Source organism: Gordonia sp. OPL2, from assembly GCF_003797825.1.
Lineage (GTDB): Bacteria > Actinomycetota > Actinomycetes > Mycobacteriales > Mycobacteriaceae > Gordonia.
This window is the reverse complement of sequence record NZ_RKME01000039.1, coordinates 1-14976: the sequence shown is the minus strand read 5'-3', so window position 1 is coordinate 14976 and position 14976 is coordinate 1. Positions and strand designations below refer to the sequence as shown.

Sequence of the window (14976 nt, the reverse complement as noted above, 5' to 3'; positions counted from 1 at the left end):
GCGCCTTGCTGTCACGAGGCTTACTCGAGGAGAATCATGAAGAAAGCTCTCATCACCGGCATCACCGGCCAGGACGGGTCGTACCTCGCGGAACTCTTACTGTCCAAGGGATATGAAGTCCACGGTCTGATCCGGCGATCATCGACGTTCAACACGTCGCGAATCAACCATCTGTACGTCGATCCGCATGAGGCGGGGGCCCGGTTGTTCCTGCACTACGGCGATTTGAGTGACGGCGCCCGCTTGGTCACCCTTGTCTCGTCAATCGACCCTGACGAGGTGTACAACCTGGCTGCTCAATCGCATGTTCGGGTCAGCTTCGACGAACCGGAACACACAGGCGACACAACAGGTATCGGGTCGATCAGGTTGCTGGAAGCAGTCCGGCTGGCCGGAGTCAAGTGCCGGTTCTATCAAGCGTCGAGTTCTGAGATGTTCGGTGCGTCGCCGCCACCGCAGAACGAGGACACTCTCTTTTATCCGCGATCGCCCTATGGGGCGGCCAAGGTGTACTCGTACTGGGTTACGCGCAACTACCGCGAGGCGTACGGGATGTTCGCGGTGAACGGGATTCTGTTCAATCACGAGTCACCCCGACGCGGTGAGACCTTCGTGACGAGAAAGATCACCCGTGCGGCAGCTCGCATCAAAGCCGGTATCGAGCAGCACCTGTACATGGGAAATCTGGACGCGATCCGTGATTGGGGCTACGCCCCGGAGTATGTGGAGGGGATGTGGCGCATGCTCCAGGCCGACGCGCCTGACGACTACGTGCTGGCCACCGGCGGACGCTGTTCTGTTCGGGACTTCCTTGCGACCGCGTTCGAGCATGCCGGGTTGGACTGGGAGGAGCATGTGCGGTTTGACCCCAGGTACCTCCGTCCGACAGAGGTCGACGCTCTCATCGGGGACCCGGGAAAGGCTGCACGCCAGCTCGGTTGGATGCCGTCGGTGATGGCTGACGACCTGGCAAAGATCATGGTGGAAGCCGACATCGCTGCTCTTGAGTGCGAAGGCAAGGCGTGGATCGATCAGCCGGCCCTGACGAACTGGGTGTGACCGTGAGTGACAACCGGGACGATTCCATGCGCGCGACGCCGATTCTCGATCCAGATGCAAAGGTGTATGTTGCCGGACATCGGGGCCTGGTCGGCTCTGCCATCTGGCGGCTGCTGGCGGGCGAAGGGTTCACTCGCCTCATCGGTAGGACGCACGACCAGCTGGACCTGACGAACCGCGGACAAGTCTTCGACTTCTTCGAGTCGACCGCTCCTGACGTTGTGGTTCTAGCGGCGGCCAAGGTCGGCGGCATCATGGCCAACAGCACATATCCAGCGGACTTCCTGTCGCAGAATCTGCAGATTCAAACCAATGTTCTGGACGCTGCGCTCGAGATACGCGTTCCCAGAGTTCTTTTCTTGGGCTCCTCGTGCATCTATCCGAAGTTTGCGGAGCAGCCCATTCGCGAGGACTCGCTGCTGACCGGGCTTCTGGAGCCCACAAACGATGCCTATGCAATCGCAAAGATCGCCGGCATCCTGCACGTGCAGGCGGTGCGCCGACAGTACGGTCTTCCCTGGATCTCGGCGATGCCCACGAACCTGTATGGCCCCGAGGACAACTTCTCGGCGGACGGCTCACACCTGCTGCCGGCCCTGATTCGTCGGTACACGACGGCCGCGGAAAACGGCGACCCGTACGTAATCAACTGGGGCTCTGGCACCCCACGGCGTGAGCTGCTTCACGTCGACGACATGGCTCGAGCTTGTCTACACCTCCTGGAGAGGTTCGACGGACCCCAGCAGGTGAACGTCGGGACAGGTGAGGATCACACTGTTGCGGAGCTGGCCCAGATGGTCGCAGATGCCGTCGGCTACAGCGGTGAGACGCGATGGGACAACGAACGACCGGACGGTACACCGCGGAAGGTCCTCGACGTCAGCACACTCAAGAACAGCGGCTGGCGGCCGTCCACATCCATCGTCGATGGCATCGCCGAGACTGTCGAATGGTTCCGGCAGCATAAGGCGGTCGTCCGGACATGACTGTGTCACATGAGATGAACCGGACCGGTGTCGATTCCCGCGGTGCCATCGTGCTCTACCTGGCAGTCGTGCCGTGGTACCGGACTGAGTGCATGCACATCCTCAATCGGCGTTTCGGCGACCGTGTGCAGATCGTCGCCGCGGCCTACGCGCTCGACCCGACGGTACGGACTGGGATTCCCCGTGAGCTCTACTCAGAGGTGAAACGTCGAGAGCTTGTCGGCGGCCGCTTTCTCGCAACAGGAATCAAGGGTGCCGTCCTGGGCGCCGACGTGTGCGTCATCGATCTCAATCCGCGGAGTCTGAGCGCTTGGCTCGTTCTGATCGTCCGACGATTGCAAGGCGCCCGGGTCCTCGTGTGGGGTCACCTTCACCCCCGAGCGGGAGCCGGAGCACGCACCGCCGCATTGCGTCGGTTCATGCGTCGACTGGCCGACGGCGTCATCGCCTACGACTACGATGGCGCCGACGCGGCTCGTGCGGAGATTCCCACACAACCTGTATGGACTGCGCCAAACGCTCTCTACGGCAGCGCCGATATGGTGCTCGATGCGCTGACGAAGCGGACATCGTTTGTCTATATCGGTCGGCTGGTGGCGGATAAGAACGTGGATCAGCTTGTCCCGGCGTTTGAGCAATCTGGACTGTGGCGCAGGGGTTACACACTCGAGATCGTCGGTGCCGGTGAACTGGCGGATGTACTGGCCGCACAACTATCCGGATTGGCTGACGAGGTAAGGGCGTCGGTCACTCTGCACGGGACGGTCACCGGCACAGCTGCAGTTCGCCGGATCTACGCCGGAGCTCTGTGCGCTCTGTCTCCGGGATACATCGGTCTGAATGCCACGCAGAGTCTCAGCTTCGGCGTACCGATTCTGTTCTCGCGGAATGAGCCTCATGCACCGGAGATCGAACTCGTGAGGACCGGCGCGATGAAAGCATATGAGGACAACACGATAGACGGTTTGAGCCTCGCCATGAACGTCGTACTGGAAGAGGCCGAATCGATCACCGAGACTGCTCGAGGCCAACTCGTCGAGTACATGAGATCGTTCTACTCAGCTGAGGCAATGGCAGGTGGCATTGCCGCCGCACTCACCGAAAGCCCGAACACTCACTTGTCGGCCCGGGAGTCAGGCGTCGTTGATTGGTTCGAACAATGAGCAGCCGGTCGCGACTCCCGGGATTCGTTCGTCGGTCGCTCAAGGGGGTGATGAACGGACTTGCCGTTGATTCGACGAATGTCACGCTGGGCGCCGACTTCAACGCCGGGCGTGGCGCGATAATCTCGGCGCCGCACGCTTTGCGTATCGGCAACTGCGTCAGCATCGGACCGAGATCGGTTGTGCAGGTGGACGGGTCAATCGGCGACTTCGTCATGATCGGCATGAATGTGCACATCGTCGGCCGTGATGATCACGCTATCGATCAGGTCGGTGTGCCGATGTTGCTGTCCACCTGGGTGGGTGACCGCGAAGAGATGCCTCGGGACAAGGTCACGATCGGTGACGACGTCTGGGTCGGGGCTTCGGCGGTGATCCTCAGCGGTGTGACCGTCGGGCGCGGGAGCGTGATCGCTGCGGGATCGGTGGTGACCACCGACACCGACGACTACTCGATGAATGTCGGTGTGCCGGCGCGGAAGATCGGTGAACGATTCGATGACGACGCTACTCGAATACAGCATTCGGTGGCTCTCGACGAGCTGCGCGCAACCCGATATCCGCCAGTGGCCGTTGCTGAGGGCAAGAAGCTGGGGGCGCTGAGATGAGAACGTGTCTGGTGGCGCTCAACTACAGTCCGGAACCCACGGGGATCGCGCCGTATGCGGAATCGCTGGCGCGCGGTCTGCAGGGGGCCGGCCATGAGGTGTCTGTGGTGACGACCTACCCGCACTACCCGCAGTGGCGGGTGTACGAGGGCTACGAGGGGGTGACCCTCGATCAGCGGGTCTCTGGCGTCCGCGTCAAGCGCTTGCGGACTTATGTTCCCTCCACCCCACGATTTACTACGCGCATAGTGATGGAAGCGATTTTCGCTGTGCGCGCGATGATGTCGTCGGAGATCAGCAAGGCGGACGTCGTCATCGTGATCAGTCCCGCTCTGACGTCGCTCTTGGCGTGTGTGGCGCGCGGTCGACTCACCCGACAACCGACACCGATCGTCGCGTGGGTTCAGGACTTCTACGGACTCGGTATTCGGGAGACCGGGGTCTCGAACTCGTCGCGCCTGCAGCGCCTCGTCTCCGCCGTTGAGAGTTGGGGACTGCGCGGTAGTGACGCGGTAGTGGCTATTCATGACTCGTTCGAAGCGCATCTGGTCAGCGAACTCGCGGTCGACCGCGGTCGTGTGTCGGTCGTCAAGAACTGGACGCATGTAGACGGCTGCGATCGCGCCGGAGACGCAGCGGAGTATCGGGCGAGCCAAGGGTGGGTGGACGACGACTTCGTCGTCGTCCACGCGGGCAATATGGGCAAGAAGCAAGACCTGCAGAATGTGGTCCGAGCGGCGGAGGCTGCGCGGGAGGCCGGCTACGACGATATGAAGTTCGTGTTCGTTGGTGACGGATCCGAGCGCTCAGCGATCGAAAGGGCAGCCGCAGGCGCGATCAATATCGAGTTCCACGACCCTGTCCCGACTGACGAGTTTCCTGCTTTGCTCGCATCGGCAGATGCGCTGTTGCTGAACGAGGCGCCAGGTTTGAGGGGCATGGCCGTGCCGAGCAAGCTCACGTCGTACTTTTTCGCCGGTCGCCCGGTCGTCGCCGCGACGTCCGAGGACACCCCGGCAGCCGACGAGATTTCGCGCTCTGCAGCTGGTATTCGCGTTGCGCCAGGTGATCCCGAGGGTCTGGTCGCAGCTCTGAGAGACCTTCACGCCTCGCCGAGGACCCAGCGAGACCTCGGCGACCGAGGCCGCGAATACTTCAGATCAGAATTGTCCGAAGGGTCGGCGATCGCTCGGTTCGAGACCCTCATCAGCGCTTTCCGCCGGCCGACAAAGGATCTGAGCGTGAGCCAGTTGACCGAGGTCCAGTCATGACCCACCCCGAACTGAGCCTCGGTGACTTCGCGGGAACCGGATACGACAAGGGTCGGAACGTGTTGATCCAGGCGCTGTGGATGGCGATTCGCACGCCTTTGTCGCTGTGGTGGGTGCCCTCGGACGTACGGGTCCGGGTGCTCCGGTCATTCGGCGCTTCTATAGGCAACGGAGTGCTGATCCGACACGATGTGCGAATCCACTGGCCGTGGAAACTGACTGTTGGGGACAACAGCTGGATCGGTGAGGGAGCGTGGATTCTCAATCTCGAGGCCGTTCGAATCGGCCGGGACTGTTGTATCTCTCAGCAAGTCCTGCTGTGCAGCGGGAGTCACCAAAGGCATTCGCCCAGTTTTGAATTCGACAACGCACCGATCCACATCGGCGACCGGGTGTGGATCGCCGCGCGCAGTATCGTCCTGCGCGGGGTCTGCATCGGTGACAACGCAGTGGTGGGAGCCAATGCCGTCGTCGCACGCGACGTCGGCCCACATGAGTTGGTGACTGCCGCATCGAACGAGCGAAGCACCAGAGCGTCATGACAGCTCCTTCCGCGGTCGATACCGCAACTCCACGTTCAGAGGGCTCAAGGGTCTTCGGGCAGGCTGCGATCGTCGGCGTCGGCAGACTTGGGGGCGCAGCTCTCCAAGCCGTGACGTTCGCGTTGGTGGCGCGACTCAGCGGGCCTGCAGCGTTCGGCTCCTTCGCCGCCGTCTACGGAGTCGTCGTTGTGCTGCAAGCGCTGTTCGGTTTCGGCCTCGTCCAGACGATCGTGTCGAGGCGAGCAGCAGGAAGAGATCGTGATCCGGCCGAGCGAGTCGTGGACGACGGCATCGCCAGAGTCGCGCTCCGAATGAGTCTGTGTGTGACCGTTGCCGCGCTCATGCTGACAACCGTTGCGGCACTTTCGCTCGGAATGATCTTCGGCGTTCCGGCCTTCGTGGGAGTTCTCGTGGCGTGGGGCCTCGTGGACAACTATGTGGAGTCATGGCTTGGTCTGTCTCTGGCGGACGGACGGGTATACGAGAACGCGATCGCGACGATTGCGCGTAGATCGGTTGCCCTGCTCGTCGTCGTAGTGGCAGTGGCCGAATCGGGGAACACCGCGTTGTGTGCAGCAGTCGGCCTGCTCGCCGGCTCGGCGATCGTCCTGCCGCTCGTGATCTGGCGCAACAAGCGCCACATGCCAGGTGCTCTCGGTTTGTCATGGAGCGTCGCGACCTATCGTTCCAGTCGCGGTTTCTGGATCAATTCGCTGGCAGTTCAACTCAGGAACTTCGACGTGGCCATACTTGCAGTCACCGGTGCCAGCGCGTTGGCCGTGGGCATGTACGGTGCCGCGAGCCGGTTGGTCTCACCTTTCCGGATCATCCCGACGTCGTTCGCACTGGTGCTGATGCCCCACGCCAGTCGGGTAGGCCGATCTGGTGCCCGAGCGTTGCTCGCTCCTGTGCTGTTGGTCGTCGCACTAAGCTCGATTGTCTTCGCCTCCATCGCAGCGTTGAGTCCGTTTGTGATACCGATGTTCCTGGGTGACAGCTATGTCGACGCGGTCCCCTGCATTCAGATAATATGTGTTGGACTGGTTTTCGCCAGTATGGCATCGCAGTTCAGTTCCCTGTTGCAGGGTTGGGGACACACAAATCTGGTTGCAACCGTCGCGGTGATCTCTTGTGCGGCCACCTTTGTGGGTCTCGGATTCGTAGGTGGGTTCGGTCTGGGAGCTGTCACAGCGGCCGTCGTTCTTTGCATCGCCTTCGCGGTCCAGGCTCTGCTCTTGGCGCTCTTTGTCGGGTCGATCTTCAAGGAAGGGGGCGTCAATGCCTGAAGCGACGATATTCGTCAGCATTTCGGCAGCCGATGGGAACATCGGTGACGTAGTCATCCGGCGTGAATGCCTGGCCATGTTGTCCGCGCGATACCCGGACGCCCGACTGTGCGTCTACGTGGGGCACATGTCCGAGGACTACATCGCGTCGGTGCTCACAGACACCCCCGATGCGCAAACAATCGCTGACCCAATCCATTTCGTGCGGACACTGGCGGCATCGGTCGTGAGCTCGCATCGAACTGTCTTTGTCGTCGCACCCGGGCCGGCGTTCCTCGGGCAGTCGATCGGACGTAGGCTGAAGCACTTGTTGCTCGCAGCCTTCGCAGGCGTGATCAACGTTCGCGGGGGTACGGTTCTCGTCCTGGGTCGCGCTGTGGTCGGCGGATCTCGGTTTGACTTGGGTGTCGAGAGAGCTTTGTGCCGTGCGGCAACGCGATACACGACCCGCGATGTCCGGACAGAACGGCGGCTGGGCCGTCGGGCTCGGCTTGTTCCCGATCTGGCGTTTCGTCGGGCAAAGGTGACTCATGGCGGCACAGGAAGCGGCACGCTGATTGTTTCGGTTCGGGGAGACAGAGAACTGCCGGCCTGGTTCGCATCAGCTATTCAGTCCGTTGCGTCACAGGCAAACTTGCAGATAGTTGTCGCAACGCAGGTCAAGTCGGATGCAGCGGCCAACGCTCGACTCGCGCGCAGGCTCGGCGCCGACCATATTGAGTGGAAGCGCGGCGTGTCGCATCGCGAACAGGAGACCGCGCTCGTTGCGGCCTATGCGCATGGCGCTGTGTGCGTCACCGACCGGCTGCACGTGGCCATCTTGGCTGCGCGTGAAGGCGCGATCCCGGTTGTCTACCAGTCCTCGGGCGACACCAAACTCACCGACGCACTAGCGTGGGTGATCCCAACACGTCCGTTGACTCCCTCGGGTGCCGGCATCTCCGCCGATCGGCTGTCAGAGGCGCACCAGGCACACGCCAGTGCTGTGAATACTGCTGCTCGGCTCATCGACGAGTCCATCGCCATTCCCGAGCCGCACGTCGCGGCTGAAGCGGAGCGAGATCGCCGCGAAGAGGGCGTTGAAAGGGCAGCGCGTTGATTTCACCTGCACAGTTCGCGTCCGAGCTCGGTGCCCGATTGTCATCTCGGCGATCGGGGCGGCAAGGAATCGTGATCGGCATTGTCTTGGCGCTGCTGGCGTGTGTGGTGGCCGGGTGTGTGGTCCTCGCCGGCCGTACGTCTGGCAATTCTGAGGTGGCGCCGCGCGCAGAGGCGTCCCTGACCGATATACGTGCGATGATGGCGTCCTCTTCCGGCCTCACCGTAAGCGTGCTGGGGGATTCGACCGGTAACACCTCCGACGAATGGGTGGGTCTGTGGGCGAGGGCGCTCGCGGCTCACCGGGTGGTGGATCTGCACCTCTGGGACAAAGAGCGTTCGAGGTTCTTCTTTCAGCCGTACACCTACGGAGCGAACGGACCGAAGGTGTCCATCTGGAACGGCTCGGTGGCGGGTTCGTCTGCCGGCCAGGCGATCCCCGATCTGAACTCGTTGCAGCCGACACGACCTGACATAGTCCTGCTGTCATTCGGGCACAATCAACACCCCGGTACCGCCGCCAGCGACTCGGAGGATCTCGTCGAGACGATCAGAAATCGATGGGGCAGCGATGTCGCCATCGCCGTGATGCTGCAGAACGCTGCGACCGTACCTCGATCAGATCGATCCGCCCGAAATGTCGAAGAGATCAGGTTCTGGGCGTTGGGTCGTGGACTGCCGGTGATCGATGTCTACTCGGCATTCGCGAAAAGTCCTGACCTCGGAGCGCTGATCGTTCCGGATGGGTTAGGCGTACATCCCAATGCTGCAGGTTCGCAACTGTGGTTCGAAACTGTCTGGTCGGCTCTTGATTGATTGGAGGTGCACGTCACGCGACAGCTTGTCGCTACCAGGTGTGTTTGCCGAGTCCGGTTGGTTGCTGAGTGTTGTGGCCGTCCGATCCCCTCTGACGACATGTAAATCTGCGCGGCCGACCCCGGCCGCCACGAGACTGATCGGTTCTTCGAAATGAATGAGACTTCAACAGTAGACGCCCGGCAAGGCCTTCCATCGTGGCTGCGGGTCTTGAGGGATGGGTGGTTGGTCATTGCCATCTCCACCCTGGTGTTTGCGCTCGCCGGTCTGGTCTATTGCCTTCTGGCGACACCGATCTACCAAGCGTCCGCAACGATGTACATCTCTTCGACAGTCAATGACAGCTCGACTGCTGCCGCGTATCAGGGATCGCTGGCTTCTGAACAACGTGTGGCCTCATACACGAAACTGGCGAACTCCGATGTCGTTCTGCGGGAGGCCATCGGCAGCGGAAATCTACCAGTCGACGTCGCGGTCGCGCGTACCGCGGTGTCTGCCAGCACGACTCCGAATACGGTGTTGCTCAATGTTCGCGCCCGAAGTTCCGATAGAGAGCTCGCCGCGCGCCTGGCGAATGGTGTGGGTGCGGCTTTGACGCGCTATGTGGCGCAGCTCGAGACGCCAGCGGGTTCGCAGGAACCTCTGGTGAAACTGAGTATGGTGAGTCCCGCAGCGGAACCGTCGATACCCGTGAGTCCGAACACGGTTCGGACCGTGCTGCTGGGTGTGGTGATCGGGGCCGTGGTGGGACTGATTGTTGTGTTTGCTCGTAACCGTCTGAGTGACAAGGTGAAGGGTGAAGCCGATCTGGAGATCGTCACCGACCTCCCTGTTGTCGCGACGGTGCCCACCGACTCGAATATCGAGGGTGGCAAGCTGGTCGACTTCGCTGCCGGTGCATCGCTTGCGGCCGAGAGCTACAGAAAATTGCGGACGAACCTTTCGTTCATCGATGTCGATAATCCTCCTCACACTGTTCTGGTGACCAGCGCTGTTGGTAGCGAAGGCAAGACGACCACAGCGATGAACTTGGCAGCAAGTTTGGCGGAGGCAGGAAACTCGGTGTTGCTCGTCGACGCGGACCTTCGGCGACCACAGGTTGCATCGAGGATGAAGCTTCCCGTGTCAATCGGATTGACCAATTGGCTTCGCGGAGATGCACCCCTGGGTGATCTGTTACAGGTAGGTCCAGTGGACAACCTTTCAGTCATGACCTCGGGCCCGCAGCCACCCAACCCTGCGGAACTGCTCGATTCCGAGCGAATGATCCGGGGCCTGACCGAACTGGCCGCTGAGTTCGACCATGTCGTCCTCGACTCGCCTCCAATTCTCCCTGTTGTCGATGCTGTCATTTTGTCCAAGTCGGTCGATGCGGTGCTGGTTGTCGCCCGTGTGGGACGAAGCAAGACGAAGTACGTGTCGTCCGCGATTGAGAGTCTCGCGCGAGCCCAGGCCAGGCTGGCGGGGATTGTATTGACGGATACCAAGTACGCGCGTTCCGCCACGTACGCGTACTACGGGTCTACGTCAGCGAGCCAGGACAGTGTGCGGCCCGCCGAGCCGGTGCATCAAGGAGCCGAATTGCCGTCATCCTCGACATCCGAATCCTTCACCGACATCGCGGAATCGAGCGGAGCGGGGAACGTCAGGCGGTAGAGGACTGCGGTCCGCCACGAGCGGGGCGCGGCGTGACTTCGAGGTGAAAACATGAGCGGTTCAGGACCCGTATACCGGTTCGGGCTCGACGCGGCCCAGCGATCGCTCTGGACGATGCAGCAAACGGCTCCAGGGGTGCCGATCAACGTTGCGCAGTTCGTCGAGATCGATGGACCCGTCGATGTTTCTGAATTCGTACGCGTAACAGGCGAAATGGTGCGCCGTGCGAAGTTCAGTCAACTGAGGTTCGAGGAGACGGATACCGGACCTGTGGGTGTCTGGGATCCATCGCTGCACCACGTCGCAGACGTTGTCGATGTGCGGCAAGAAGCTGATCCGTGGGCGACCGCACACCAGATGATGCGCAAGGACTACGCGCGAGCGCTGGATCCGCGCGTTGACCGCACTGTTCGCGGCATCTTGTTTCTTCTCGGAGACGAGAAGTTCATCGTGTACAACCGAGCACATCACCTGGCGACCGATGGGTTCAGTGGTAAAGAACGGCTGGCCGAGGCACTGGCGGCGTACACGGCGTGTGTTCGTGGCGAGCCGCTACCCGAGGTCGCACCAGTCGATTTCGAGCTGCCTGCCCGAGCTGACGCGGAGTACCGGCGATCGCGACGATTTCGGATCGATCGTGATTACTGGCGGGATGCGATGGCCGGCGTGGGGCTGGGAAAGAGCCTGGCACACCGTCACGGTGTACCGGTGGCGATTGGTCGCGAAGTTGTTGCGGCAGTGCCTGATGTCACGATGAAGTCAATGCGGGTGGCCGCAGAACGATGCTCGACGATACTGCCCACGGTGCTGACTGCGTCCTTCGCCGCTTACCTCAGCCGTGTCGCCGTCGGCGACGAGGTCATCTTTCAGTTCCCCGTCGCCGCCAGGACGACCGGCGAACTGCGAGCAACACCACTTCCGATGGCCAACACCGTCCCGTTGCGGACTCACGTGACGGCCGAAGCGAGCATTCGGGAGGCGCTTCGCACAACGCAGTCCGCTCTGATGGGTGCGCTGCGGCATCAGCGCTTCCGCGGTGAGGACGTTTGGGCCGACGTCGCAGCCGACGAAACGAGTGGTAGAGCCTCAAGGACATCTGGGCAGGAGCGCTCTGGGCCGATGCTGAACCTGATGCTCTTCGATCGCGAGGTTGCATGTGGCGACGCCAAAGCGACCTTTCACTTCCTCACCGCCGGACTCGCCGACGATCTGATCGTCAATATCTATCCTTCGGCAGGCGAGTCAGGCTCGGACTCGCTCATGGTGGGCTTCGAAGCCAACCCGAACCGGTACACCCAGGCCGAAGTCGAGGAGCACCACCGCCAGTTCCTGGCGATGATCGGGACGTTCTCGCGGGCGTTGCTGGAGGAGCCGGATCGGCTCGTGGGGGATCTGGAGTTTGCGGAGGGGGGTGGTGGTCTCGATACGTCCTCGCCTAGCGGCTCGGACTACTCGACCAGCGGGGGGACGTCGCCTGGCGGGTCGGCCTACTCGACCAGCGTCGTCGAGGTGCGGGATGCACGTGGACACCGTGTGCCGGCCTGGATGACCGGCCATATCTTCGTCGACGGTGTGGACACGGGCGATCTCGGGCACATCGACGGCACCACTGGGGAACTCGTCGTCGATCACCGACTCATCGACCAGGTCGTCGTCGATGGCGTGAAGGTTGATCTCGCCGACCTCGAACGGGCGGCCCGTGAAGTCGAGGGTGTGAAAGCGGCAGTCGCGGTGACGGGGGCGACGGGGCTCGGAATCGGAATCCTCGCCGACGACAACGCAGATCGCGAACGCCTGCCCGCCGCGGTGCGTCGTCGTGCCAATTCGGTCGTACCGCAGGTCATCTGGCCCGACAAGATCGCCGTTCTCGACACCATTCCGTCCACCGCCGACGGTGCCGCTGACCGGGACGCCACAGCGCTCCTGCTCGCCACCACGCGGTCGACCCCCAAGCCCTACAGCGCGCCGAACACACCGACCGAGAAGGCGGTGGCCGAGGCGGTCACCGCGGTCGTCGGAGTCGAACGGCCCTCGATGGACGACGAACTGGTGCAATTGGGCACCACCTCACTGGCTTTCATGCAGCTGGCTGCTCACCTCGGGTCATCGCATCACGTGACGATCGGGATGCAGGATCTTCATGACGTCATCACCCTGCGTGACCTCGCGTCGGTGATCGAGAAGTCCGCACCGAGTCGCGTGTCGTCGAACGGGGTTGTTCGGTATCAGCCGACGCAGGCGCAGCGGGAACTCTGGGTGATCAATCGGGCGGCGCAGGGGACCCTTCGTGACGCTCGCGAGCTCGCTCCTCAGGGATCGGTTGGGCTAGGTTCTCAGCGGGCGGGGGATGAGCAAGTCGACATCGTCTACCACCTGCCCATCCACCTCACGCTCTCCGCCGGCATCACCGCCGAGGTGGTGCGCGCTGCGCTGGTGGACGTCGCGACGCGGCATGAAGCGCTGCGGACGATCTATCCCGATGACGGCGGCGAACCGATCGCGGTCGTGCGCAGTGTTGCCGAGGCAAGTGCGACAGCGCCTATCACCGGCGCGACGCTCGACGCCGCCGGGATCGAACGGGCTGTCGCAACGCCTTTCGACCTCACGGTCGCCGCACCGTGGCGTGCCGTCATCGACTCGTCGGATGACACCGTCGAACTCGTACTCGTCGCGCACCACATCGCCATCGATGAGTGGTCGACGCCGATCATTCTGCACGACTTCTCGGAGGCCGTACAGGCCCGCGCCGCCGGTCACGCGCCCGCCTGGGACACCGAGCCGATCGAATTCAGCGCGACCCTCGCCGCGCGTGACCAGTCACAAGCGTCGGGCGGCAAGCTGTACTGGACACGCGCTCTGCGTCGAGCTCCCGAGCAACTGCCCCTGCCGGCGCCCGCCGACCCGCACACCCCGGGGCTGACCCGCGGTTCAGCCGTGTACCTGCGCCGCACCGTCGACGCAGCCACCCGCGACGCGGCAGCGGCGCGAGCTCGCGTTGCCGACACCACCATCAACTCCGCGCTCTGCCTTGCCCTCTCGACGACGCTGGGCGACTACACCGGCTCCGACGACATCATGGTCTCGATGCCCGTCGCCGGCCGCGAGACGAGTGACGAACTGCACCAGGTCGGCATGTATGTGCAGACCGTGCCGTTGCGCATCAAGGGTGTGCGGAATCTGCCGGTCGCGGGCGCGCTCTCGCGCGTCGGCAAGTCCGTCTCCGACGCGATGAAGCACGCGGCGTCGGCGCCGACCGGACTCGCCGACGTCATCGTCGCCTACCACGCCGACCAACCCGACGTGTCCGGGGCGGACGTGATCGACTCGGGCGAGACACTTCCGACGTATCGGGCGCGGACCGCACTCGAGTTCAGCATCGTCGACGGACCCGAGGGTCTGGCGATCACCCTCACCGTCGCCGAGCACCACGTCGATGTCGTTGCAGCCGAGCATCTTCTCGACCGGTTCGTCGCCGTGGTGGCGACGATGGCCGACGCCGACGACGATGCATTGGTCGTCGACCTGGCACCCAAGACCGCCGCGCCGCAGCGTCGTCCGCGGACCACCCCGCTGATCGATCCCATCACCGAGATCCTCCGGTACGCCGATACCCGGCCGGATGCGACGGCGGTCGTCGGCGGCGTCAAGGAGATCACCTACTCAGATTTGGTGAGTCGCGCTCGACTCCTGGGAGACCATCTGCGGGAGGTCGGCGTACGTCCTGGCGACCGGGTGGCCTTGCTGGTGCGGGAGGGCTCCGACGCTGTCGTTGCGATGGTCGCGACTTTCCTGATCGACGGTGTCTACGTCCCGATCGACCCGGAAAATCCTCAGTCACGCATCGATTTGCTGATCGATGCCACCGAACCGGCCGCAGTGGTCGAGGACGGGCTGCTGGTGTCGGCAGGCCCGGGTCTCGGTGTCGCCGATCCGATTCCCGGCGGGGCCTACATCATTCACACCTCGGGCTCGACCGGACAGCCGAAGGGCGTCGTCGTCACACGCGACAACCTCGCGGCACTGCTGGGCGCAGGCCTCGCGGTGGTGGACACCGCACCGGAGGACGTGTGGAGCTGGGTGCACTCCTACACCTTCGACTTCTCGGTGTGGGAGATCTTCGCGGCACTCGCCTCGGGCGGCAGCGTTGTCGCCGTCGACAAGGCGACGGTGCGTGATCCGCGACGCCTCGCCGAGGTGATCGATCGACACGGTGTGACCGTGTTGTCGCAGACCCCCACGGCTTTCGCCGCGCTCACTGATCCGACGCTCGTCGATCCGGATGCGTTGTCGTCGGTGCGGACGGTGGTGTTCGGGGGTGAGGCGCTCGACGTGGAGATGGTGCGGGGGTGGTCTCGATACGCCGGCTCGCCTGGCGGCTCGCTGGCTAATCGACCAGCGGGTGGAGGTGCGGCCCTTCGTGACGCTCCCTCGCAAGCTCGGTCGCTCCTCAGGGAGCTGTCTCTTATAAACATCTCCGAGCCCACGAGACCG

General features: G+C 62.9%; 11 protein-coding genes. All 11 read left to right on the top strand.

From position 1 onward, the window contains the following. The first annotated feature begins 36 nt into the window (after positions 1-36). Complete coding sequence (gene gmd / locus EEB19_RS24190) at positions 37-1059, top strand: GDP-mannose 4,6-dehydratase (RefSeq protein WP_187589871.1); 1023 nt, start codon at positions 37-39, stop codon at positions 1057-1059. Positions 1060-1085: 26 nt separating this feature from the next. Further along, the gene (locus tag EEB19_RS24185) at positions 1086-2045 is read left to right on the top strand and encodes a GDP-L-fucose synthase (RefSeq protein ID WP_187589896.1); all 960 of its coding nucleotides are present in this window, start codon (positions 1086-1088) and stop codon (positions 2043-2045) included. Beyond that, positions 2042-3208: a glycosyltransferase gene (locus EEB19_RS24180; protein WP_187589870.1), complete on the top strand. Its 1167-nt coding sequence runs from the start codon at positions 2042-2044 to the stop codon at positions 3206-3208. The genes EEB19_RS24185 and EEB19_RS24180 overlap by 4 nt, the downstream gene beginning before the upstream one ends. Then, on the top strand, positions 3205-3816 hold the full coding sequence (locus EEB19_RS24175; RefSeq protein WP_262365890.1) for a DapH/DapD/GlmU-related protein: 612 nt from the start codon (positions 3205-3207) through the stop codon (positions 3814-3816). The genes EEB19_RS24180 and EEB19_RS24175 overlap by 4 nt, the downstream gene beginning before the upstream one ends. A gap of 11 nt (positions 3817-3827) precedes the next feature. Further along, positions 3828-5087 (top strand): glycosyltransferase family 4 protein, encoded by a 1260-nt coding sequence (locus EEB19_RS24170; protein WP_187589869.1) that lies wholly within the window; start codon positions 3828-3830, stop codon positions 5085-5087. A 59-nt stretch (positions 5088-5146) separates the two neighbouring features. Next, positions 5147-5629, top strand: a complete 483-nt coding sequence (locus EEB19_RS24165) for a DapH/DapD/GlmU-related protein (RefSeq protein WP_316245485.1) — start codon at positions 5147-5149, stop codon at positions 5627-5629. Beyond that, positions 5626-6915 carry a lipopolysaccharide biosynthesis protein gene (locus EEB19_RS24160; RefSeq protein ID WP_262365889.1) on the top strand — a complete coding sequence of 430 codons (1290 nt, stop codon included), beginning with the start codon at positions 5626-5628 and terminating at the stop codon, positions 6913-6915. The genes EEB19_RS24165 and EEB19_RS24160 overlap by 4 nt, the downstream gene beginning before the upstream one ends. Continuing rightward, positions 6908-8014, top strand: coding sequence for a polysaccharide pyruvyl transferase family protein (locus tag EEB19_RS24155; RefSeq protein ID WP_187589866.1), 1107 nt, complete (start codon positions 6908-6910; stop codon positions 8012-8014). Before EEB19_RS24160 ends, EEB19_RS24155 begins: the two co-directional genes overlap by 8 nt. A gap of 71 nt (positions 8015-8085) precedes the next feature. Continuing rightward, positions 8086-8829 (top strand): SGNH/GDSL hydrolase family protein, encoded by a 744-nt coding sequence (locus EEB19_RS24150; RefSeq protein ID WP_187589865.1) that lies wholly within the window; start codon positions 8086-8088, stop codon positions 8827-8829. A gap of 153 nt (positions 8830-8982) precedes the next feature. After that, positions 8983-10485: a polysaccharide biosynthesis tyrosine autokinase gene (locus EEB19_RS24145; protein WP_262365888.1), complete on the top strand. Its 1503-nt coding sequence runs from the start codon at positions 8983-8985 to the stop codon at positions 10483-10485. 51 nt (positions 10486-10536) lie between these two features. Beyond that, a partial coding sequence (locus EEB19_RS24140) for a condensation domain-containing protein (RefSeq protein ID WP_187589863.1) occupies positions 10537-14976 on the top strand: 4440 nt, incomplete at its 3' end.